The sequence below is a fragment of the Streptomyces sp. NBC_00353 genome, from assembly GCF_036108815.1.
GTDB lineage: Bacteria > Actinomycetota > Actinomycetes > Streptomycetales > Streptomycetaceae > Streptomyces.
Genome location: NZ_CP107985.1, coordinates 1,703,280 through 1,721,670 on the forward strand (window position 1 = coordinate 1,703,280; position 18,391 = coordinate 1,721,670).

General features: G+C 67.9%; 17 protein-coding genes. 8 read left to right on the forward strand and 9 right to left on the reverse strand.

Translation table 11 applies throughout. The annotated features are described in order from the left end of the window. Positions 1-28: 28 nt before the first annotated feature. Positions 29-1,063, forward strand: coding sequence for an alpha/beta fold hydrolase (locus tag OHA88_RS08135; RefSeq protein WP_328624880.1), 1,035 nt, complete (start codon positions 29-31; stop codon positions 1,061-1,063). A gap of 194 nt (positions 1,064-1,257) precedes the next feature. On the opposite strand, the gene OHA88_RS08140 is transcribed toward OHA88_RS08135, so the two are convergent. Further along, positions 1,258-1,827 carry a CGNR zinc finger domain-containing protein gene (locus OHA88_RS08140; RefSeq protein ID WP_328624881.1) on the reverse strand — a complete coding sequence of 190 codons (570 nt, stop codon included), beginning with the start codon at positions 1,825-1,827 and terminating at the stop codon, positions 1,258-1,260. Positions 1,828-2,002: 175 nt separating this feature from the next. Here OHA88_RS08140 and OHA88_RS08145 point away from each other — a divergent pair, with 175 nt between their 5' ends. Continuing rightward, positions 2,003-2,179 carry a hypothetical protein gene (locus OHA88_RS08145; protein ID WP_328624882.1) on the forward strand — a complete coding sequence of 59 codons (177 nt, stop codon included), beginning with the start codon at positions 2,003-2,005 and terminating at the stop codon, positions 2,177-2,179. 461 nt (positions 2,180-2,640) lie between these two features. On the opposite strand, the gene OHA88_RS08150 is transcribed toward OHA88_RS08145, so the two are convergent. Further along, a complete protein-coding gene (locus tag OHA88_RS08150) occupies positions 2,641-3,453 on the reverse strand; it encodes an AraC family transcriptional regulator (protein ID WP_425898425.1) in 813 nt (270 codons plus the stop codon). A gap of 257 nt (positions 3,454-3,710) precedes the next feature. Here OHA88_RS08150 and OHA88_RS08155 point away from each other — a divergent pair, with 257 nt between their 5' ends. The 3 genes from OHA88_RS08155 (at position 3,711) to OHA88_RS08165 (ending at position 7,071) form a co-directional block, all read left to right on the forward strand. Beyond that, positions 3,711-4,793 (forward strand): aldo/keto reductase, encoded by a 1,083-nt coding sequence (locus OHA88_RS08155; RefSeq protein WP_328624884.1) that lies wholly within the window; start codon positions 3,711-3,713, stop codon positions 4,791-4,793. A 122-nt stretch (positions 4,794-4,915) separates the two neighbouring features. Further along, positions 4,916-5,650, forward strand: a complete 735-nt coding sequence (locus OHA88_RS08160) for a response regulator transcription factor (protein WP_328624885.1) — start codon at positions 4,916-4,918, stop codon at positions 5,648-5,650. After that, a complete protein-coding gene (locus OHA88_RS08165) occupies positions 5,647-7,071 on the forward strand; it encodes a sensor histidine kinase (RefSeq protein WP_328624886.1) in 1,425 nt (474 codons plus the stop codon). The genes OHA88_RS08160 and OHA88_RS08165 overlap by 4 nt, the downstream gene beginning before the upstream one ends. 73 nt (positions 7,072-7,144) lie before the next feature. On the opposite strand, the gene OHA88_RS08170 is transcribed toward OHA88_RS08165, so the two are convergent. After that, complete coding sequence (locus OHA88_RS08170) at positions 7,145-9,610, reverse strand: glycoside hydrolase family 65 protein (protein WP_328624887.1); 2,466 nt, start codon at positions 9,608-9,610, stop codon at positions 7,145-7,147. Further along, a complete protein-coding gene (locus tag OHA88_RS08175; protein WP_328629621.1) occupies positions 9,610-10,371 on the reverse strand; it encodes an HAD family hydrolase in 762 nt (253 codons plus the stop codon). The genes OHA88_RS08170 and OHA88_RS08175 overlap by 1 nt, the downstream gene beginning before the upstream one ends. 397 nt (positions 10,372-10,768) lie before the next feature. Between OHA88_RS08175 and OHA88_RS08180 the strand changes: the two genes are divergently transcribed. Together OHA88_RS08180 and OHA88_RS08185 are read left to right on the forward strand one after the other, a co-directional pair. Next, positions 10,769-11,761 (forward strand): Acg family FMN-binding oxidoreductase, encoded by a 993-nt coding sequence (locus OHA88_RS08180; RefSeq protein WP_328624888.1) that lies wholly within the window; start codon positions 10,769-10,771, stop codon positions 11,759-11,761. Between the two features lie 202 nt (positions 11,762-11,963). Continuing rightward, the gene (locus OHA88_RS08185; protein ID WP_328624889.1) at positions 11,964-12,995 is read left to right on the forward strand and encodes a zinc-dependent alcohol dehydrogenase family protein; all 1,032 of its coding nucleotides are present in this window, start codon (positions 11,964-11,966) and stop codon (positions 12,993-12,995) included. Here OHA88_RS08185 and OHA88_RS08190 read toward each other — a convergent pair. The 4 genes from OHA88_RS08190 to OHA88_RS08205 form a co-directional block, all read right to left on the reverse strand. Then, a complete protein-coding gene (locus OHA88_RS08190; protein WP_443044357.1) occupies positions 12,982-14,082 on the reverse strand; it encodes a M20 family metallopeptidase in 1,101 nt (366 codons plus the stop codon). The two genes, OHA88_RS08185 and OHA88_RS08190, sit on opposite strands and share 14 nt — an antisense overlap. Positions 14,083-14,155: 73 nt before the next feature. Continuing rightward, a complete protein-coding gene (locus OHA88_RS44555; RefSeq protein WP_443044192.1) occupies positions 14,156-14,377 on the reverse strand; it encodes a hypothetical protein in 222 nt (73 codons plus the stop codon). A 45-nt stretch (positions 14,378-14,422) separates the two neighbouring features. After that, positions 14,423-14,923 (reverse strand): DinB family protein, encoded by a 501-nt coding sequence (locus tag OHA88_RS08200; protein ID WP_328624891.1) that lies wholly within the window; start codon positions 14,921-14,923, stop codon positions 14,423-14,425. Positions 14,924-15,006: 83 nt separating this feature from the next. Next, positions 15,007-15,609, reverse strand: a complete 603-nt coding sequence (locus tag OHA88_RS08205; RefSeq protein WP_328624892.1) for a sigma-70 family RNA polymerase sigma factor — start codon at positions 15,607-15,609, stop codon at positions 15,007-15,009. 77 nt (positions 15,610-15,686) lie between these two features. Between OHA88_RS08205 and OHA88_RS08210 the strand changes: the two genes are divergently transcribed. After that, positions 15,687-16,514 carry an alpha/beta fold hydrolase gene (locus tag OHA88_RS08210; protein WP_328624893.1) on the forward strand — a complete coding sequence of 276 codons (828 nt, stop codon included), beginning with the start codon at positions 15,687-15,689 and terminating at the stop codon, positions 16,512-16,514. A gap of 292 nt (positions 16,515-16,806) precedes the next feature. On the opposite strand, the gene OHA88_RS08215 is transcribed toward OHA88_RS08210, so the two are convergent. Beyond that, positions 16,807-18,252, reverse strand: a complete 1,446-nt coding sequence (locus OHA88_RS08215) for a glyceraldehyde-3-phosphate dehydrogenase (protein ID WP_328624894.1) — start codon at positions 18,250-18,252, stop codon at positions 16,807-16,809. Positions 18,253-18,391 lie beyond the last annotated feature (139 nt).

The following is an 18,391-nucleotide window of genomic DNA, read 5'->3' on the forward strand; positions in this document are numbered from 1 at the left end:
GTAGAGATTTCACAGAAGGGTGAGCCCGATGGACAGGCGGACGTTTTCCAGAATTCTCACCGTCGGGGTTGCCGGAGCCTCGCTACCGGCGCTCTCGGCGACATCGGCCTCGGCACCCGACCGGGAGAATCGCGCGGTGTCCCCCACGGGCCGGACGGAAAACACGTCTTTCGGCTCACTGAAGCAAGTAAATGCCGGGGTCCTGAACATCGGATACGCCGAGGCCGGCCCCGCCGACGGCCCCGTGGTCGTCCTTCTGCACGGCTGGCCCTACGACATTCACAGCTATGTCGACGTGACACCCCTACTGGCCGCCAAGGGCTACCGGGTGATCGTCCCTTATCTGCGCGGTCATGGCACGACGCGCTTCCTCTCGAGCAAGACGTTCCGGAATGCTCAGCAGTCGGTGGTTGCTCTCGACATCATCGCGCTGATGGATGCGCTGAAGATCGAGAAGGCGGTCCTCGCCGGCTTCGACTGGGGCGCGCGGACTGCCGACATCATCGCGGCGCTCTGGCCGGCACGCTGCAAGGCGCTGGTATCGGTGACCGGCTATCTGATCACCAACCGTGAGCGCAACAAGGCACCGCTGCCGCCGGAGGCGGAGTGGACGTGGTGGTATCAGTACTACTTCGCCACGGAAAGGGGCAGGCTCGGCCTTGAGAAGTACAAGCACGCTTTCGCGAAGCTCATCTGGAAGAACGTCTCCCCGACGTGGCATTTCGATGACGCAACGTTCGAGCGCACTGCGGCGGCCTTCGACAATCCGGACTGGGTCCCCATCGTGATTCACAACTACCGCTGGCGACTTGGCCTGGCCGAGGGCGACCCGCAATTCGATCATCTCGAAAAGCAACTTGCCCAGAGCCCCGTCATCGCACTCCCGACGATCACTCTGGACGGTGAGCGGGATCCGTTCACTCCTCCCGGAGACGGCGCCAGTTATCGCGGCCGCTTCACGGGCCCATACGCCCACCGAACGCTGAAGGGCGTCGGCCACAACCTGCCGCAGGAAGCCCCCGAAGCCTTTGCCGAAGCCGTCGTCGAGGTCGACGGCTTCTGATCGGGCAGCCCACTGTCTGCGTACGGCCGTCCTGCAGATGTCCCAGTGGATGTCGGTCAGTGGAACTCGACGTCATCGACCTCCGGCGTGATCGGAACACCTCGCCGCTGTCGGTCTGGCGGACCTGCAACCGGCCCGGAGCCGCAGCAGCTGGGGCTCGACGGGCGGGATCGAGATCACCTACCCGCCCCCTGTCACGGACGCGTGGCGGCTGATGGCGACTTGCCTGCGCGCTTGCGGGCGCGGTAGGCCGCCGCCTTGATCTTGTTGCCGCACGGATCCATGGCGCACCACTCTCGGCGCCCTCCCCGTGAACGGTCGATGTAGATCTGCGTGCACTCGGGATTCGCGCACTCCTTGAGGAGTGGCAGGTCCACCCCACCGAGGATGTCGATGGCGTCCCGGGCCACGGAGGAGAGCGCCTGCTGCGGGGTGGCTTCGATCCGACGCCCCGCCGGAGTGAGCTGCGGAGTTGCAGAGGGCATGCTCGCTGCGCGGTTCACCAGCGAGAGCGCCCCCTCGTCGTAGCTCTCGTTCGCCAACCTGGCGGTGACGAGCAGATAGATCGCCTCTCGAAGAGCCACTGCCTCCTCGAGGTCCGACGCCTTGCAGTTCGTGCCCCCGTCAGTGGTTCCGGATTCGCGGAACCAGGAGTCGAGACTCTCCGGCGATCCGAGCATGTCCCTGGGCACAGCGTTGCGCCGCGCGCGCAGTGTTCCGACAAAGTCGAGCGCCGCGGTGCCACTGGGAAAGGCGTGTTCCATGTCACCACCTTGACGGGTGACGAACCTGCGTGCAAGTATCGTCACCACTCTAACGAGTGATACATCTGTGAGTGTGTGGCACGTGATCACACGGGCCATCGCCCTCGCCGGTGCCGCATCTCCGGCAACCAACACCGATCCACGCTTCAGCACAACAAACCGCAGGAGGCGACCGATGTCGCGAACAGAGAAGGTTTTGAGCGACGCCGAAGTGGCACGTCACACCCGGTTCGGCAAGCTGCCGGAGCGTATCCGCCTGGAGGACACGACTGAAGGGCACGCAGCCACGGTCCTGGATCCGGCGAGGGATGCGTACAACTACGACGAGTGGCTGGTGCGCATGTGTCTGTGATGCGCAAAGCGCGCTCCGACCGTTCAGCATCCGATCATTCAGCACAAGGGATTCCCATGAAGATGTCGATGGCGTTGAAGAGGGTGTCGGTAGCCGTGGGTGTGGTGACCATTGCGTTCGGCTGCTGCATCCAACTCTTCTGACACGACCCCCCGCCCCGGGAGAGCTGAAGCCGCGCGCCTGGCCCGTGGTCCACACCCCCGCCCACCTGGTCGGCGGCGAGGAGCCCGCAGCCCTCAGCTCTCCTCAATCGGGGGAATGACGGACTGGTCCGGACGCCAGTAGCACCCCTCCCGAGGGGAGCTGCTCCGGTGCGCCGGCCAGGGCGCCCCGATCCACATTCCCCATCGCAGCCCTGGCCGTCAGTCAGGGTCTTCGTGGAGCCGACGGTGTTGCCGGCCCTGCTGGTCCGTGCCCCTGACAGGCGTGGCCCGACGGCGGAAGGCTGCGTGACCGAGCGTCTACTCCTGAACGATCACCGCGGTTTGGAGGCGTGCTGCGTCCTGACCCGGCGGGGCTCCGAACATGCGCCGGTACTCGCGGCTGAACTGCGACGGGCTGTCGTACCCGACGGCGTGTCCGATCGCGGCCACGTCGTGCGACGCTGCGATGAGCTGGATGCGGGCCTTTTGGAGTCGGAGCTGTTTTTGATACTGCAGCGGACTCATAGCAGTCACCGCACGGAAGTGCCGGTTGAGCGAGGAGACGCTCATACCGACTTCGTGAGCGAGGTCGTCGATGCGAATCACCTGGTCATAATGGGTCTTGATCCACTCGGTCGCGCGGGCGACGAGGGTCATGCGGCTGTCGGCCAGACCGATCTGTCTGACCAGGGCCGCCTGGGGCCCGTTCAGCAGTCGCCAATGGATCTCGCGTCGGATGCCGGGCGCCAGTACCGGGATGTCACGTGGCTCGTCCAGCAGGCGCAGCAGCCGGACGACAGCGTCGAGCAGCTTCTCGTCGGCGTTGCTGGTCGCGATGCCCGGTCCGTCATGAGAGCGCACGTCGGTGGGGTCGGCTTCCACCAGCAGCTGCGCGATGATCGCGGGTTGCAACGGAAGCCCGAAACCGAGAAACGGCTCGGCGGGCGTGGCGTCGGTGATCTGTGAGGTCAGAGGAAGGTCGACGGTCGCGACCAGGTACTGGCCCGAGTGGTAGTCGAAGACGCGGTCATTGAGAACAGAGCGCTTCGCTCCCTGGGCCACCAGAGCGATCACGGGTTCGGTGACCGTGCCCAGCGGTTCGGTCACGTGCTCGGTCGACAACAGCGTCATGCCCTCGATCCACACCGGACGTGGGCTGCCTGCGGCAAGCCGCGCGATCCGGTTACGGATTTCGTCCAGGTGATGCACCACACCAGTGGACCACGGAATGGTGCGCGGGGCCAACACGATCCGGGCAAGGTTGAGCGGATTGTGCAACGATCTGCCCGCATCGGTCTAGGAGATCGCCAGGCGGCGAGGTCGAATGGAGGGGCACCGGGACGGCCTCCACGGCGTCCCCGAACATCTTTCGGCCAGGGAGTTCCACCATGTCGCTCGATTCCTACGTCACGCTCGGCCGCTCGGGTCTGCGCGTCAGCCCCTTCACGCTGGGCACCATGACCTTCGGTGAGGATCACGGGTGGGGCAGCAGCCCAGAGGAGTCCGCGAACATCCTGGCTGCCTATCTGGACCGGGGCGGCAACTCGATCGACACCGCCAACATCTACACCAACGGCCACTCCGAGAAGATCATCGGCGACTACTTCGCCGACCGGTCCGCGCTGCGTGATCGAGTCGTGATCGGCACGAAGTTCTTCGGCAACCTGTACGAGAACGACCCCAACGGCGGCGGAGCCGGCCGGAAGGCGATCGTGCAACAGCTGGAGAACTCGCTGCGACGTCTGCGGACCGACTACGTCGACATCTACTGGCTGCACAATTTCGACCCGTCCACGCCGGTCGAGGAGACCCTCCGCGCCCTGGATGACCTGATCAGCGACGGGAAGGTCCGCTACGTCGGATTCTCCGACGTGCCGGCGTGGGCCACTGCCGAGGCGGCCACCGTCGCACGCTTCCGCGGGTGGGCTCCGATCATCGCGCTGCAGTTGGAGTACTCCCTGCTCGAACGCACCTCGGAGGGGGAATTGATCCCGATGGCTCAGGCCCTGGGCATGGGCGTGATGCCATGGGGCCCGCTGAAGAGCGGGTTCTTGTCCGGCAAGTACTCCAGCACCACCACCGGCCCGGTCGACACCACGCGCTCGCAGCTGGTCGGTGCCCCGAGCGAGGCCGACTATCTCGTGATCGACGCACTCAACGGCGTCGCCGCCGAAGTGGGCGCCAGTCCCGCCGCAGTGGCCCTGGCCTGGGTGCAGGGCCGTCCCGGGATCACCTCCACCCTGGTCGGCGCACGCCGCTTCGACCAGTTCGAGGCCAACCTGCAGGCCCTGGACATGACCCTCACCGAGGCTCAGCGCGGTGTGCTGGATGACGTCTCCGCTCCCACGCTGAACTTCCCGGCCGACAACAACAGGACGTTGGCGCCGATGATCCAGTTCGGCGGAGCCACCGTGGACGGGCGCCCGTCGACGGTGTCCCCGCTACTGCAGGCCAGCAGCGCCCGCTACTGACCAGGGCGGCGGAGAGCAGCCCACACGGACGTCCGGGCTCGGACGCGGCCGACAGATTCAGAGAGAACTCAAAGGAAGCCGCTCCCCCTCAACGTGCGGCATCGGGAGATGCTGGACGGGTCATGAACACACAGAACACACAGCCGCCCCTGCTGCGGCCGGACGGGACTCCGGTGCGGGCACTGGTGGTGGACGACGAACCGGATCTCACCGAGGTGCTGGCCGGAGCCCTGACGAGCGAGGGCTGGAACGTCCGTACAGCCGCCAACGGCTCGTCCGCGCTCGCGACCGCACGTGTCTTCCGGCCGGACGCGGTCGTCCTGGACTGGATGCTGCCCGATATGGACGGGCTGCGCGTGTTGCGGGAACTGCACCGTGAGTCACGCGACATATGTGTGCTCTTCCTGACCGCCCGGGATGCGGTCGAGGACCGGATCGCCGGCATCACGGCGGGCGGCGACGACTACGTGACGAAGCCGTTCAGCCTGGAGGAGGTTCTCGCCCGGCTGCGCGGGCTGCTGCGCCGGGCAGGAATGACAGGTGCCCCGGGCCGGCACCGGCTGGTCGTCGGCGAGCTCACCATGGACGAGGATGCCCGGGAGGTCAGACGCGGCGGCGCGGTCGTCGAGCTCTCCCGCACCGAATTCGAGCTGCTGCGGTTCCTGATGCGCAATCCACGCCGGGTTCTGTCGAAGGAGCAGATCCTCGACCGGGTCTGGGCCTACGACTTCGGCGGCCGAGCCCATGTCGTCGAGCTGTACATCAGTTATCTCCGCAAAAAGATCGACGCGGGCCACGCACCCATGATCCACACGGTGCGCGGGGTGGGGTACGTCCTGAAACCGGATCCCTCATGAGGCGGCCACCGCCGCACACGCTGCGCGGACAGCTCACCGCCGGGCTCGTCCTGCTGCTCGCCGCCGCCTGTCTCGCCGTCGGCCTCACGACCGTCTTCGCCCTCGAAGGTTTCCTCGTGCGCCGCCTCGACCAGCAACTGACGGCGTCCGGGGGCAGGTTCGCCGCCAGCCTGGAGCACGAAGCAACGCCCGACACCGACAACCGACCCGACTCACGGGGCCAGGCGGACCAGACCTTCGGCGCAAGACTGCTGAACGGCCGGGTGACGCAGGCGGCCGTGGTCGACGAGCAGAACGTCCGACAGGTGCCGCTGACCCGCAGCGACCGGCAGACCCTTCAGGAGGTCCCCGCCGATGGCAAAGGCCGCAGCGTACGGCTCTCCGGGCTCGGGTCCTTCCGGGTTTCCGCCGTCCCCGGTGACGACCAGGACGTCCTGATCACCGGGCTGCCGCTGCACCCCGTGGAAGAGACACTGCACCGGCTCGAAGGAGTGGAGGGAGTCGTGTTCGGCGCAGCCCTGCTCGCCACCGCAGTCGCCGGGGCCTTCTGGGTACGGATCTCCCTGCGCCCCCTGCAACGGGTCACGAAGCAGGCGGTCGGCGTGGCCCGGCTCCCGCTGGCCAGCGGCGAGGTTGCCATGCCCGATCCGCTGCCCGTCACCGACCCGCGTACCGAAGTGGGGCAGGTCGGCACCGCGCTGAACCGGATGCTCGGACACGTCGGGGACGCGCTCACCCGGCGGCAGGCGAGCGAGGAACGCCTGCGGCACTTCGCCGCCGACGCCAGCCATGAACTGCGCACCCCCGTTGCCAACATCCGCGGCCACGCCGAACTGGCCCTGCGCCACCGAGGGCCCGTCCCCGCCGACGTCCGGCGCGCTCTGGAACGCATCCAGTCGGAGTCGGGCCGCATGGGTGACCTGGTGGACGACCTGCTCCTGCTCGCCCGCCTCGACGCAGGGCGCCCACTCGAACACGAGCCGGTCGACCTCACCCTGCTCGTCCTGGACGCGGCCGACGACGCCCGCGCAGCCGGCCCCGGGCACCGCTGGATTCTCGATCTCCCTGAAGAACCCGTGACCGTCACCGGTGACGCGCACCGCCTCCAGCAGGCCATCGGCAACCTCCTGACCAACGCGCGCACCCACACCCCCGCCGGCACGGAAGTGACCGTCCGGCTCGTGTCCGAGAGCGCTGCGGTCCGCCTGACCGTGACCGACGACGGCCCGGGCATCCCGGAAAGTCTGCAGCCCGAGATCTTCGGCCGCTTCGTCCGGGCAGACCGCAGCCGCTCCCGCGCGACCGGCAGCACCGGCCTGGGCCTGGCGATCGTCCATGCCGTGGTCACCGCGCACGCGGGCAGCATCCAGGTCAGCAGCGAACCCGGTCGCACGGTTTTCGAGATGTCTCTCCCCCGCTGACCACCGCGAGGGCTCGCCCCGTCCACCGAGGTTGGACACATCCAAGCCACGAGGGGGCGCCGATGGTGCCGTCTCAGCCCTGACGGCCCTTCCTGTGACGGCGGTCAGGCCGTCGGCCCGACGGCAGATCGAGCCATCGCGCGGTGCCGGGGGCGATCAAGTGGGTGTGGCCGCCCAGGACCAGCCGCACGGCCGGGTGGTGCGAGTGCGGTACCGAGATCCGGAGCCGCTGCGCTCGTATACCCAGGTCCACATCCCCGTGTCCGCGGAATCGGATGCGTACCCCGAATTTCGAAAGCTGGGGAAGCGGGGCCGGGGAGAGCCACAGCGCGTCATCACGGGTCTCCAGCCCGGTCATCCCACGCTGCACAAAATCGAGGGTGCCTGCCATCGCCCCCAGATGGATGCCCTCGGCGGTGGTGCCGCCCTGGATGTCGACCACATCACCGGTCAGCGCCTCTTCGCAGTAGGCCCACGCCTCCTCGCGGTGCACCCGTGCCAGCACCCAGGCGTGAACCAGGGAGCTGAGGGTGGAACCGTGGCTGGTACGCGCGAGGTAGTAGTCGACGGTGGCGCGCCAGGTCTCGTCGTCCAGCACATGCCCGAGGCGCTGGAACAGGCCGCCGAGCTCGCCGGGTGAGAAGAGGTAGCCGAGCATCAGCACATCGGCCTGCTTGGATGCCTGGTAGCGGTTGACCGTGTCGCCCTCCGCCTCAAGAATGCGGTCGAGCCGCCGGATGTCGCCGTAGCGTTCCCGGTATGCGGCCCAGTCGAGTTCGTCGAGTTCTCCGTAACCGGCGAACTGGCTGATGACGCCGCGGTGGTACGGCACATACAGCCGCCGGGAGATATCCTCCCACCGTTCCAGCTCCGCGGGGTCGAGCCCCGAGCGCTCCAACAGGGTCCTGCGCCGTGGCTCGGGCAGGTCGCGGTACAGCTCCGTGGCCCGTGCCAGCACCCAGGCCGCCGTCACGTTCGTGTACGCGTTGTCGTCGATGCCTGCACTCCCGGCTCCCGGATAGGCGTCGTGGTACTCATCGGGGCCGACCACACCGCGGATGCGGTACCGGGCCAGCGACGCGTCCCATTCGGCGCCGGCCGCCCAGAACCGGGCGATCTGCAGCAGCATCTCCGCGCCCTTGGAATGCAGGTACTCGGTGTCCGCGGTGGCCTGGCAGTACTGCCACACGTTGTAGGCAACGGCCGAACCCACGTGGTGCTGCAGTCGTGAACGATCGGGCAGCCAGCGCCCCGAACGCGGGTTGAGATGGAGTTCCTGAGTCTCCTCCCGACCGTCGTCGGCACTCTGCCAAGGGAACATGGCCCCGGCCCGCCCGGCCTGTTGTGCCGCGCGGCAGGCCGCGGGCAGCCTCCGGTAGCGGTAGTCCAGAAGTCCCCGGGACACCTCCGGGAAATGCAGACTCAGGAACCTCAGTACGAACAGCTCGTCCCAGAAGACGTGGCCCCGGTACGCCTCACCGTGCAGTCCTCTCGCCGGTACACCGACGTCGAGCTCGGCGGTGTGCGGAGACAGCGTCTGCAGCACATGGAAGAGGTGCAGTCGCAGAATCCTGCCCGCCTCGCCCGGAACGTCGATCCGGGCCCGCCGCCACAGGCCGGCCCACGCCCGATGGTGCGAGGCCAGCAACTCCGCGAACTCCGGGGCCGTCCGGACAGCGGCCACAGCAGCCCGCAGAGGGCTGCCGATCGCCGGGTCACGCGACGTGTACAACGCCACCGTCTTGTCCACGACGGCGTCGCGTGTCGGATCCAGCGGCAGCACCAGTGTCTGGAAAATCTGCCGTGGAGTCTGCCAGGGACGGGAATGCCGACCGGACTCATCCGTGTGCCGCCCAGGACCACCGAACGTGGCGACAGTGCGGGAGGCCAACGCGAAGCCGATGTCCGACTCCACTGTGTGGCATCTCAGCCACACCACATCGTCCTGTTCCGCTCCGGTCGACCAGCCGGTCAGGTGGCGGTTGGACAGACCCTGGTACCGCGAGACACCGGTGTTCCGGATGTCGCCGTCGATCGCCACCTCCACCTCGATCGAGCCCGTCCAGCCATCCGCGGAGAAACCCGTGTGCAGCGCGGCGAGATGCGGGGTGCCCATGTGCACCAGCCGGCACTGCTCGACATCAAGGCGACGGCCTGCCTCGTCCTCGTAGACGGACCGGCGGGTCAACGTGCCGCGGCGCAGATCGAGAGTCTGCCGGTGTTCCTTGAGGTGTCCGTGGTCCGGTGAGAGCCACGGTCCGGGGTCTGCGCCGACGGGACGGATGCGGTAGCGCAGCGGCAGCCAGTTCGGCAGGTTCACCAGGTCGGCGTTCCCCACCGTCCGGCCCTGGACCGATGAGATCAGCCGGTCGTAGCAGCCCGCCAGGTAGGTGCCCGGGTAGTGACACCTGCTGGTGGATGTCTCGGATGCCGCTCCACGGGTGGCGAAGTATCCGTTGCCGAGCGTGCACAGCGCCTCGCGCAGCCGCTCCTCTTCCGGCTCGTACCCCTCGTACGACCATTCCCAGGCCCCCGCCATCAGTCGTCCACGTCGCTCAGCAGTTCACCGGGATCGGACACCACGATGTCGGCGCCGCGGCGTCGCAGGTCCGCGGCGCCGCCGTCACTGCCTGTCCGGTCCACGCCGACGACAAGCCCGAATCCGCCGCGGCGGCCGGCCTCGACACCGGCCAGGGAGTCCTCCACCACAGCGGTTTCCGGAACCGGGACGTGGAGGCGCCGTGCCGCCTCCACGAAGAGCGCGGGATCCGGCTTTCCCGCGAGCCCCAGCCGCCGTACCTCATTCCCGTCGACCACGGCCCCGAACTGCCCGATGAGTCCGGCCCGCGACAGCAGTTCCGTCGCGTGGCGGGAAGCGGACACGGCGGCGCAGGGCACCCCTTCGCTTCGCAGCGCCTGAAGGAGGCGAACCGTGCCGGGCCAGACATCGACCTGGTGCGTGCGCAGCGTTTCCGTGAACAGCTCGTCCTTGCGTGCGGCGACCGCCCATACCGTCGCGGTGCCCGGTGGGTCGTCCGGGCTGCCCGCGGGAAGGTCCAGCCCTCTCGACGCGAGGAAGGCCGCCGCACCGTCCCGCCGTGAACGGCCGTCGACGTGGCGGAGATAGTCCGCGACCGGATCGAAGGGCCGCTGCCCCTCCCGCTCCGACAGACAGGCGTCAAATGCCTTCTTCCAGGCCGCGGCATGACTCCGGGCGGAGTCGGTGATCACTCCGTCGGTGTCGAAGACCACGGCCCGCACAGAGCGCAGGAACGGTGCCGGAGACGGTACGGCGGCCATGAATGGGGCGGTCCCTTCGTCAGGGTCTTCATTCATGGCATCACGGTTCCAGGACGCGGGCGCGTCGTGGTTCTCAGTAGGGCAGAGGCCGCCCGGACGGGGTTCGCAGGTCGAGGGGCGGCGGCCCCGAGACAGGCGGTGGACGGCGGACGATTCTGATGCGGCTCACTGCCACCACCTCCTGGCGCTCAACGGGTATGTGCCCAGGCGCGTGCGCCACAACCCTGCGGCGGGAAACACGTCCACGTCCGAAGGCCTTCCTGCCGGCCCATCCGGAACGGCCCCGCCGAGGGGCCGTCCGGCCCGGCCCAGGGACGAACGGCCCATACCCCCGGGGAGGACGCCCACTTCATCCTGAAGGTGCGTCAACCGATATCTGCTCTCCGGGAGGCCCCCGATGCTCGCGCAGACGCTCGACGACACGACGTTGGCCGACCTCGTCTCCGATGCCACCGCAGCACCGTCGATGCACAATGCCCAGCCCTGGCACTTCGACTACAAGCGATCCAGCCGCACTCTCGCCCTTCGGGCGGATTTCGACCGTGCCATGCCGGAGGCCGACCCCTCCACCCGCGCACTGCACGTGGGATGCGGCGCGGCCCTCCTGAACCTGCGAGTCTCAGCAGCCCACCAGGGCCTCTCCATGGAGACCACACTGCTGCCCGTCCCTTCGGACCAGGCACTCCTGGCGAGCAACCATCTGAGCGACTCCCCTCAAAAGCCCCGTGATGCCGCGCTCGTCGGGCTCCACCGCGCCATCCGGGACCGGCACACCAGCCGGTACCCATTCGACGCCCGGGCGATACCCGAGGACATCCGCCTGCTCCTCGCCGACGCGGCCCGCGCCGAAGGAGCGGACTTCTCGTTCCTGACCCCGACGCATCTGGAGACCGTGCTGGAACTGATCCGGGACGCCGAGGGATACGACCGAGGGGACCCGGCGCGGGAAGCGGAGCAGCACCACTGGACCCGGGACACACAGACAGAGGCTCCCGTCGACGGGGTCCCGGACTACGCCTTCGGCCCCTGCGACACGTCCGGCCGGGCGACGACCCGCGACTTCGCGGGCACCGCCGTCCTGGCGGGCCGGGCGCGCGTCCCGTTCGAAAGCCGGCCGCAACTGGCCCTTCTGAGCACCGCGGGCGACCGCCCCGTGGACTGGTTGCGCGCCGGCCAGGCATTGGAACGTGTCCTGCTCACCGCCACACTCCACGACGTATCCACCTCATTCGCGACGCAGCCCCTCGAATGGCCGGACCTGCGGTGGATCCTGCGCGACCCCGTCTTCGGCACGGGACACGCGCAGATGATCATCCGCATGGGATACGGCCCGGCGGGGCCCCGCACACCACGCCGCCCCTGGGAACAGGTACTGACGATCGAACCGTAGAACCATCCCGGACCGAGCGTCACGAGCCGAGAATCCACAGGCGGGGCGTCGGTCGCATCCGCGCTGCTTCCACCGCCGGCCGGCCCGGTGCCCGCAGGCTGCGCTCCCATCCGTCCACGCCGGCGGCGCACGGGGAGCTGCGTTGCTCGAGCGAGACGACGGCCGGTTTGCCGGACCCGCCCAGCAGCCGCAGGCTGGGACCATGGGGCGAACCGACCACGCCACACGGATGCTCAGCGGCTGGGCCGTCGGGACACCTGGGCCCGTGCCTACCGGTCCCCTGGTACCGGCGCATCGCCCAGTGGCCGCGCCCGGCCCGGATGAACTGCTGCTGGAGGTGGAAGCGTGCGGTGTCTGCCGCACGGACCTGCATCTCGCCGAGGGTGATCTCACCCCCCACCGTCCGTCGACCATTCCCGGCCACGAGATCGTCGGCCGTGTGGCATCCGTCGGCGAGACGGTCAGCACGTTCCGCGTGGGTGACCGGGCTGGCGGCGCCTGGTTGCGCGGTACCTGCGGGTCCTGCCGTTACTGCAGCGCGGGACGGGAGAATCTCTGCCCCGGGTCCACGTACACGGGGTGGGACAAGGACGGCGGATTCGCCGACCTAGTCCTCGTTCCCGAAGCGTTCGCCTATCGCCTCCCTGAGACACAGGACGCGGCCTTGCTCGCTCCTCTCCTGTGCGCCGGAATCATCGGCTACCGGTCGTTGCGGCGGAGTGCGTTGCCGCCGGGCGGCCGGCTGGGGATCTACGGTTTCGGCGCATCGGCCCATCTGGCCGCCCAGGTCGCTCTGGCCGAGGGCGCAACCGTGCATGTGATGACGCGTTCCGCGCAGGCGCGTGAACTCGCCACGTCCCTGGGTGCCTCATCGGTCGGCGGTGCCTACGACAGTCCACCCGAGCCGCTGGACTCGGCGATCCTGTTCGCTCCGGTGGGTGACCTGGTCCCGGTGGCTCTGGAGGCACTGGACCGGTCGGGCACCCTCGCGATCGCCGGAATCCACCTCTCCGACATTCCCGTGCTCAACTACCAGCGACATCTCTTCCAGGAACGGAATCTGCGCAGCGTCACCTCCAACACCCGCCAGGACGGCCGCGAGTTCCTTGAGCTCGCCGATCGCATCGGTATCCAGGTCACCGTGAGCCGGTATCCCCTGAGCCGGGCTGATCAAGCACTGACCGACCTGGCCGCGGACCGGGTGAACGGAGCCGCAGTGCTCACCTCCGGCTGACGCGAATCGCATTCACCAGTCCGGCGACAAGGTTCGCCCGCTCGGCCATGGCTTCGATCACCAGGTACTCGTGATCGGCGTGGGCACCACCCCCGACTGCTCCGAGGCCGTCGAGAGTCGGCACCCCCAGTGCGGCCGTGAAGTTGCCGTCGCTTCCGCCGCCGACTGCCTTGCCTTCGAGGTCAGGAAGCAGCTGCTGGGCCACCGCAAAGAGCTCGGCCGACGCCGACTCGGGCATCGGAGGTCGGCCGATCGCTCCCTGAACCGCGATCTCCGCCTCATCGAGATGCGGAGCCAGTGCCGCGAACGCAGACTCGATTCTGTCCTTCTCGCCGGCCGACTCGACCCGGACATCGACGATGACCGTCGCCTCCGCGGGAACGACGTTGTCCAGGGTTCCTGCGGACGCGACGGTCGGGGTGACAGTCGTGCCGACATCGGGTCGACCGAGCGCTGCGATGTCCAGCACCTGATGCGCCGCTTCGATCAGGGCGTTGACCCCGGCTGCGGGCTCAAGGCCTGCGTGCGACGCCCGGCCCGCGATGGAGACCTGGAACGTGCCACAGCCTTTACGGCCGGTCTTCAGGGCTCCACCGTCAGCAGCCCCCTCGAGCACGAGTACAGCGCCGCAGGCAAGGGCTCGTTCTTCGATGAGAGCCCGAGAGGAGCGGGAGCCGACCTCCTCGTCGGCGGTCACCAGGATCTCGACGCCTGACAGGTCATCGAGGGTCGCCAGGCCATGAACGGCCTGGACCAGACCGCCGAGCATGTCGAAGACCCCGGGGCCGGTTGCGTGCCCGTCCTCGACCATGAACGGGCGGCGTTCAAGGGTGCCGAGCGGAAAAACCGTGTCATGGTGACCGAGGATCAGCACTTTGGGATCGTCACCGGCTGACCAGTGGACGTGCGGCCCGGCTTCGCTCTCGACGAGGACGGCCTGCCCACCGAGGCGGCTCTCGATGACAGCGGCGACGGCTTTGGCCGATGCCACCAAGGCGTCGCGATCGCGCGAGGGAGACTCGATTTCGACGAGTGTCCTGAGGTCCTCGATCATCGCGTCAACAGTCACATCGACGGTCTTGTGCATGGTCACGTCGCAAGGGTACTTGGCACGCCGCGACGCAATGGATTCGAGCCCGCGCCAACTGACCTCCGGCCGGTCAGACGCGGAGCCGGATGACCACAGCGGTGACGATGCTCAGATAGACGTACCCGCGCTTGTCATAACGCGCGGCCACGGCCCCAACGCAATTCAACTTGTTGATCGTCCGCTCGACCGTGTTGCGCTTCTTGCACCCCTCGGAATCGAAGTTGGGTGGCCGTCCGCCTGCCGAACCACACCGCAGGCGGGCGGACTTGGAGTCCGACTTCTCCAGGATCACATGCCGGATGTCACGTCGGCGCGGCCAGGAGCGGACGATGCGGTCTCAGTCCTGCGGGTGGTCGCCGGTTCGCCCGTCCACGAGTTCACGCACGATGTCCATGTGCCCGACGTGGCGCGCGGTTTCCTCGATCATATGGATGAGCGTCCAGCGCAGCGACACGGATTCGCCGTGCCACGCGGTGCCTACGCTGTCGATCTCCAGCTCGTCGATCACTTTGTCGGACGCGGCACGGGCGCGGCCGTAGAACGCCACGATGTCCGCGGTCGTCTCCGAGGGCGTCGGGCGCAGATCGGCCTCCGGGTCGTTGTCGTCGAACGGGAGCGGTTCCGTCTCGCGTCCGAAGGTCTCGCTGAACCAGCCGTACTCAGTGGCTGCCAAGTGCTTCACGAGCCCCAGCAGAGAAGTCCCGGACGGCGTCATCTGCCGTCGCACCTGATCCTCGTCGAGACCCTGGAGTTTCCAGAGCACGACATCGCGGTGCCGGTCGAGACTGATGCGCAAACTTTCCTTTTCGCCACCTGTGGCGGGAACACATTGAGTCATTCGCGGACTGTAACAACGTGCCAACTCGGCAATCCATCGGAATAGCGGCCGTTGAGCGGTGGCCGGCCATCGATCCGCGGGAGTCAGGCGTCGCCCCTGAGACGGTCGCGCTGGATCTGGTGTGCGAGGGCGCGACGCACAGAGGCCGAAGTGGTGGTGGTGGCCGTCGATGGGACGTCGAGACCACGGCTGATCTGGTCGTAGGCGTCCCGGTAGCTGCCGGGCATCTCTGCCTGATGCAGCATCAGGTCCTCTTCGACGAGGCGCCGCAACTCGTCGACGTTCTGGGGCGTGAAGCGCTTCTTCCCCCGGGCGATGGCGTTGACGTAGCGCGTACAGCGGGCGGTGTCGTAGAAGGTCTCGGAGATTTCCTCGGCGAGGCCCCACAGGCGTCCTTCGAGCCAGGGCTCGTCGTGCTGATCGAGGGAGAGGTTCGTCGGGGGCAGCGGTTCGCCCGTCCTGTACTTCGTCACCTGCTTGGACACGGCGGGCTGACTCATGTCGGTGAGCTGGGCAATTCTGTCCTGGGTCCAGCCGAAGCCGGCGAACAGCTTGATCATTTCAGTGCGTAGCTTCCGCATCTCCTCGCCCGCACGGATGACCTCGTTCATACCGGCGAGCATTCGCTCGGCCTGCTCCTCGGTCAGCGTCTCGGGGTGCTGATGCGTGTCCTCTTCGCCTGCCATAGCTCGTTTATATACCCGAGCGCCCCACAGTCATAACCGGGTTGTATAACCTGGTTATGACTGGCAGGGTTCCTGACATGCCTACCTTCTCCGCACCTGACGGAACCCTGCTCGCCTACCGCATGATCGGCGACGGCGCCCCGGTCGTCTGCCTCCCGGGAGGTCCCACGGACTCCCGCTACCTCGGCGACCTCGGCGGCCTGTCCACGCACCGCCGGCTGATCGTCCTGGACCTGCGCGGCACCGGCCGGTCCGCGATTCCCGAAGACACCTCTTCCTACCGCTGCGATCGCCTGGTCGACGACGTCGAGGCGCTGCGCGAACACCTCGGGCTTCCCCGGATGGACCTGCTCGGCCACTCCGCGGGCACGAATATCGCGACGCAATACGCGGCTCGGTACCCGAAGAACGTCAGCAAGCTGGCCTTGATCGGCCCCAGCACGAGAGCTGTGGGTATAGCGATCTCCGGGGAGACGCGACGCGAGCTCGCGCAGCTCCGTAGAAACGAGCCGTGGTTCCCGGCGGCGTTCGCCGCCTTGGAGGCGATCACCACGGGCAGGGGCAGCGACTCGGAGGCCATCGCCCCCTTCTTCTACGGCCGCTGGGACGCCGTGGCACAGAAGCACCATGCAACCGGCCGGCCGAGCAACCAGGAAGCTGTCGCTCTCTTCGCGGCCGAGGGTGCCTTCAGCCCGGAGACCACTCGGGCGGCGCTCGCCGGCTGCGAGGCCCCCGTCCTGCTGCTCGCCGGAGAGTGCGACTTGAACAGCCCACCTCGGTCGGCGGCCGAGTTCGCGGGGCTGCTCCCTCACGTCACACTCGTGGTGCAGCCAGGGGCGGGCCACTATCCCTGGCTCGACGACGCCGAACGGTTCGTGGCGACCACTGCGACATTCCTGGCGTGAGGACCTGCTCACGCCCCTGGAGACCGAAATGCGCCAGGCCCAGGCCATCCCCCTGGTCAACCACGTCTTCGGCGGCGTCCGGGCAGCCCGTGTTCCACAGGAGCTGAACGTCGAGGGCGGGATCCGCCGACGCGGCGGCCGGCGGGCCGCCGCGTCGGCGAGGTCCCTGGCCGGTGCAAGGCCGACACCAGCTCGGCCGGCGGTGGGAGAGCAACCGGATGCCCATCGGGATCGGTTGCCGCCCCACCGCCGCCCCACCTGCCGGGACGCCGGATCGGGCAGTCCGTCGAGATCAGACCGCCGGGACCGGGTAGGTCGGGTACTCCACCCCGGAGACGTGCTGGACGACGCGGATGACCTGGCAGGAGTAGCCGAACTCGTTGTCGTACCACAGGTAGAGGATGGCGTTGTCACCGTCGACCTTGGTGGCGCCGGCGTCGACGATCGAGGCGTGGCGCGAGCCGATGAAGTCGCTCGAGACCGCGTCGGGGGCGGTGGTGAAGTCGATCTGGCGCTTGAGCGGCGAGGTCAGCGAGACGTTGCGGAGGTAGTCGAGGACCTCCTCGCGGGTGGTCTCACGCCCGAGCCGCAGGCTGAGGATCGCGATCGAGACGTCCGGCACCGGGACCCGGATCGAGCTGCCGGTGATCGGCGCCTTGAGGTCGGGCAGCGCCTTGGCGACGGCGGAGGCGGCACCGGTCTCGGTGATAACCATGTTGAGCGGCGCCGAGCGCCCGCGGCGGTCGGCGCTGTGGTAGTTGTCCAGCAGGTTCTGGTCGTTGGTGAACGAGTGGACGGTCTCCACGTGGCCGCGCAGGACGCCGTACTCGTCCGCCATCGCCTTCAGAGGCGGGACGATCGCGTTGGTGGTGCAGGACGCACAGGACAGGATCTGCTCGTCCGGCTTGATCATGTCGTGGTTGACGCCGTGCACGATATTGGGGACGTCGCCCTTGCCCGGAGCGGTCAGGACGACCTTGTCGATGCCGGGGCGCAGGTGCTTCGACAGGCCCTCACGGTCGCGCCACTTGCCGGTGTTGTCGATGAGGATGGCGTCCTTGATGCCATACGCCGTGTAGTCGACCTCCGACGGGTCGTTGGCGTAGATCACCTTGATCGCGTTGCCGTTGGCGATGATCGTGCTGTTCGCCTCGTCGACGGTGATCGTGCCCTGGAACTGGCCGTGAATGGAGTCGCGGCGCAGCAGGGAGGCGCGCTTGACGATGTCCTGGTCGCCGCCCTGACGGACGACGATGGCGCGCAGCCGCAGGCCGTTGCCGGAGCCGGCCTTCTCGATGAGCAGACGGGCGACGAGGCGGCCGATGCGGCCGAAGCCGTAGAGGACGACATCGCGCGGCTCGCTGCGCTCCATCTTGTTGGCACCCGTGGCGCCGGCGACGGCTCCGGCGGTGAACTCTTCCACCGAGAGACCACGGTCGTCGGTCTTGTACGTTGCGGCGAGCATGCCGATGTCGATCTGGGAAGGGCCGAGATCGAGCGTGGCGAGAGCCTGCAGGAACGGCAGCGTCTCGGTGACCGAGAGTTCCTCACCGGCGATCTGCCGGGCGAATCGGTGGGTCTTGAGGATGCTGACCACTGACTTGTTCACCAAGGAGCGGCTGTGAAGCAGGATCGTGACGTCCCGCTCCCGGTGCAGCTTCCCGATGATCGGGATCATCGACTCCGCGATCCTCTCGCGGTTCTTCCAGCTGGTGAACGAGTCCTCATTGACAGTCACAGGTTTATCTTTCGAGCTAGGCGGTGCTCATATGCTAACCCCCCGCTACTTTGATCATTCAAACGGTGCCGCCTGAGCGCATCCAGCGATCGGACCCCACGCCCCACCAGGACACGGAATGAGTCGCCTCACGGGGCAG

What these genes read in the sequence shown, in the direction of transcription:
- OHA88_RS08175 (WP_328629621.1), bottom strand. Translation starts at nt 10,371, where the DNA reads ATGGCCGCCGTACCGTCTCCGGCACCGTTCCTGCGCTCTGTGCGGGCC.
- OHA88_RS08170 (WP_328624887.1), bottom strand. Translation starts at nt 9,610, where the DNA reads ATGGCGGGGGCCTGGGAATGGTCGTACGAGGGGTACGAGCCGGAAGAG.
- OHA88_RS08205 (WP_328624892.1), bottom strand. Translation starts at nt 15,609, where the DNA reads ATGGCAGGCGAAGAGGACACGCATCAGCACCCCGAGACGCTGACCGAG.
- OHA88_RS08150 (WP_425898425.1), bottom strand. Translation starts at nt 3,453, where the DNA reads ATGACGCTGTTGTCGACCGAGCACGTGACCGAACCGCTGGGCACGGTC.
- OHA88_RS08185 (WP_328624889.1), top strand. Translation starts at nt 11,964, where the DNA reads ATGGGGCGAACCGACCACGCCACACGGATGCTCAGCGGCTGGGCCGTC.
- OHA88_RS08200 (WP_328624891.1), bottom strand. Translation starts at nt 14,923, where the DNA reads ATGACTCAATGTGTTCCCGCCACAGGTGGCGAAAAGGAAAGTTTGCGC.
- OHA88_RS08145 (WP_328624882.1), top strand. Translation starts at nt 2,003, where the DNA reads ATGTCGCGAACAGAGAAGGTTTTGAGCGACGCCGAAGTGGCACGTCAC.
- OHA88_RS08165 (WP_328624886.1), top strand. Translation starts at nt 5,647, where the DNA reads ATGAGGCGGCCACCGCCGCACACGCTGCGCGGACAGCTCACCGCCGGG.
- OHA88_RS08160 (WP_328624885.1), top strand. Translation starts at nt 4,916, where the DNA reads ATGAACACACAGAACACACAGCCGCCCCTGCTGCGGCCGGACGGGACT.
- OHA88_RS08135 (WP_328624880.1), top strand. Translation starts at nt 29, where the DNA reads ATGGACAGGCGGACGTTTTCCAGAATTCTCACCGTCGGGGTTGCCGGA.
- OHA88_RS08155 (WP_328624884.1), top strand. Translation starts at nt 3,711, where the DNA reads ATGTCGCTCGATTCCTACGTCACGCTCGGCCGCTCGGGTCTGCGCGTC.
- OHA88_RS08180 (WP_328624888.1), top strand. Translation starts at nt 10,769, where the DNA reads ATGCTCGCGCAGACGCTCGACGACACGACGTTGGCCGACCTCGTCTCC.
- OHA88_RS08140 (WP_328624881.1), bottom strand. Translation starts at nt 1,827, where the DNA reads ATGGAACACGCCTTTCCCAGTGGCACCGCGGCGCTCGACTTTGTCGGA.
- OHA88_RS08210 (WP_328624893.1), top strand. Translation starts at nt 15,687, where the DNA reads ATGCCTACCTTCTCCGCACCTGACGGAACCCTGCTCGCCTACCGCATG.
- OHA88_RS08190 (WP_443044357.1), bottom strand. Translation starts at nt 14,082, where the DNA reads ATGCACAAGACCGTCGATGTGACTGTTGACGCGATGATCGAGGACCTC.